3 protein-coding genes are annotated in these 2678 nt (G+C 69.0%); all 3 read left to right on the plus strand.

The genetic code is table 11. The annotated features are described in order from the left end of the window. Positions 1–893: phosphate ABC transporter permease subunit PstC (pstC, locus tag HLH29_RS19145; RefSeq protein ID WP_182968961.1), on the plus strand; the 893-nt coding region annotated here is incomplete at its 5' end. A gap of 1 nt (position 894) precedes the next feature. Then, on the plus strand, positions 895–1797 hold the full coding sequence (pstA, locus tag HLH29_RS19150) for a phosphate ABC transporter permease PstA (RefSeq protein WP_246374491.1): 903 nt from the start codon (positions 895–897) through the stop codon (positions 1795–1797). A gap of 33 nt (positions 1798–1830) precedes the next feature. Further along, the gene (gene pstB / locus HLH29_RS19155) at positions 1831–2610 is read left to right on the plus strand and encodes a phosphate ABC transporter ATP-binding protein PstB (RefSeq protein ID WP_182968962.1); all 780 of its coding nucleotides are present in this window, start codon (positions 1831–1833) and stop codon (positions 2608–2610) included. Positions 2611–2678: the final 68 nt, after the last annotated feature.

Consider the following 2678-nt stretch of genomic DNA (forward strand, 5'->3'; position numbering starts at 1 on the left):
TGTTCGCGGGGCTGGTGCGTCTGTCGGGTTGGCTGATCCTTGGCCTGCTGGGTGGGTTGATCGCGGTTCTGGCGTGGGGCGGGCTTTCGGCGTGGTCGGCGTTTGGTCCTGGCTTTGTGTGGAGCACGGTGTGGAACCCGGTGTCGCAGCATTTCGGGGCGGCGGCGCCGGTGTTCGGCTCGGTGGTGACGACGCTGCTGGCACTGGTGTTCGCGGTGCCGCTGGCGTTCGGCATTGCGTTCTGGCTGGTGGAGATGGCGCCTGCGGTGGTGGCGGGGCCGATCGGGATGGCGGTGCAGCTCCTGGCGGCGGTGCCGTCGATCATCTTCGGGATGTGGGGCTTCTTCGTGATCGTGCCGGCGATGGCGCATTACGTGCAGCCCTGGGCGCGGCGGCATCTGGGGCATCTGCCGGGGGTCGGCACGCTGTTCCAGGGGCCGCCCTACGGGACCGGACTGCTGACGGCGGGGCTGGTGCTGGCGGTGATGGTGACGCCGTTCGTGTGCGCGGTGATGCGCGACGTGTTCGTGGCGATGCCGGCGCAGATCCGCGAGAGTGCCTATGGGCTGGGTGCGACGCGGTGGGAGGTGATGCGCAGCGTGACGCTGCCCTGGTCGCGGCCGGCGCTGATCGGCGGGATCATGCTGGGGATGGGGCGCGCGCTGGGCGAGACGATGGCGGTGACGTTCGTGATCGGCAACACCAACCGGATCGGCTGGTCGCTGTTTTCGCCGGGGAACACGATCGCCTCGCTGATCGCGCTGGAATTTCCCGAGAGCCCGGCGGGGAGCCTGAAGCTGGCGTCGCTGCTGGCGCTGGGGTTCATCCTGATGGTGATCTCGTTCCTGACGCTGGCCTGTTCGCGGCTGCTGCTGCGCCGTGGAGGGGGCTGAGATGGAGCGCGCGGTGATGGAGGCCGGTGCGGCCATGGTGGGGGCGGGCTGGAACCGTCCCGGCGGGCTGGCGCTGCGGCGGCGGCTGGTGGACCGGGTGGCGACGGGGCTGAGCATCGCGGCGACGGTGATCGTGCTGCTGGCGCTGGGGTCGATCCTGCTGACGCTGCTGGTGCGGGGGCTGCCGGGCCTGTCGTGGGGTACGCTGGTGCACACGATGGCGCCGCCGGGGAGCAATGGCGGGCTGGCCAACGCGATCATGGGCAGCCTGGTGCAGACCGGCTTTGCGGCGGCGATCGGCACGCCGGTGGGGCTGCTGACGGGGATCTACCTGTCGGAATATGCGCGCGACGGGCGGGTGGTGGACGTGGTGCGCTTCGTGTCGGACATGATGCTGTCGGCGCCGTCGATCCTGGTCGGGCTGTTCGTGTATATGCTGCTGGTGATGCCGTTCGGGCATTTCTCGGGGCTGTCGGGGGGGATTGCGCTGGCGGTGCTGTTCGTGCCGGTGGTGGTGCGGACGACGGAGGACATGCTGCGGCTGGTGCCGCTGACGATGCGCGAGGCGGCGTATGCGCTGGGGGCGCCGAAATGGCGGGTGGTGCTGCAGGTGTGCCTGCGGGCGGCGCGCGGCGGCGTGCTGACGGGGATTCTGCTGGCGGTGGCGCGGGTGTCGGGGGAGACGGCGCCGCTGCTGTTCACCTCGCTGGGGAACATGAACTGGTCGCTGGACCCGGGGGCGCCGATGGCGAGCCTGCCGGTGGCGATCTATCAGTATGCGGGCTCGGCCTATGATGACTGGGTGCAGCTTGCCTGGACGGGGGCGCTGCTGATCACGACGGGGGTGCTGGCGCTGAACGTGCTGGTGCGGCTGTGGAGCCGGCAGGCCGGATCTGGGCGCTGAAGATTTGAGGGCCTGGCCCGGGGAAAAACAATTATGGATGGGACGGTGATGCAGGACGCGGCGTCGGCGCTGGCAGTGCGGGGACTGGATTTCTGGTATGGGGCGAACCACGCGCTGAAGGGCATCACGATGGATTTCCCGGCCCGGCGGGTGACGGGGATGATCGGGCCGTCGGGGTGCGGGAAATCGACGCTGCTGCGGGTGCTGAACCGGATGTATGACCTGTATCCGGGGCAGCGGGCGACGGGGGAGGTGCTGTTCGACGGGCGGAACATCCTGTCGTCGGACCTGGACCTGAACGTGCTGCGGGCACGGGTGGGGATGGTGTTCCAGAAGCCGACGCCGTTTCCGATGTCGATCTACGAGAACATTGCCTTCGGGGTGCGGCTGCATGAGCGGCTGTCGCGGTCCGAGATGGACGAGCGGGTGGAGGATGTGCTGCGGCGGGTGGCGTTGTGGAGCGAGGTGAAGGACCGGCTGGGGGCGTCGGCGGCAGCGTTGTCGGGCGGCCAGCAGCAGCGGCTGTGCATCGCGCGGACGATTGCGACCCGGCCGGAGGTGATCTTGCTGGACGAGCCGACCAGTGCGCTGGACCCGATCTCGACGGCGCGGATCGAGGAATTGCTGGACGAGCTGAAAGGCGAGTTCACGATCGCGATCGTGACGCATAACATGCAGCAGGCGGCGCGCTGCGCGGATCGGGTGGCGTTCTTCTACATGGGCGAGCTGGTCGAGGTGGACAGTGCCGACCGCATGTTCACCGCCCCGCGCGAGCGGCGCACCCAGGATTACATCACCGGCCGGTTCGGCTGAGTTCGGCGGGCAGGGGGAGAAGCACCGTGGTCAAGGAACAGGCGCACACCGTCAGCAGCTACGAGCAG

Origin of the sequence: Gluconacetobacter tumulicola (genome assembly GCF_014174215.1) — a bacterium.
GTDB classification, from domain to species: domain Bacteria; phylum Pseudomonadota; class Alphaproteobacteria; order Acetobacterales; family Acetobacteraceae; genus Gluconacetobacter; species Gluconacetobacter tumulicola.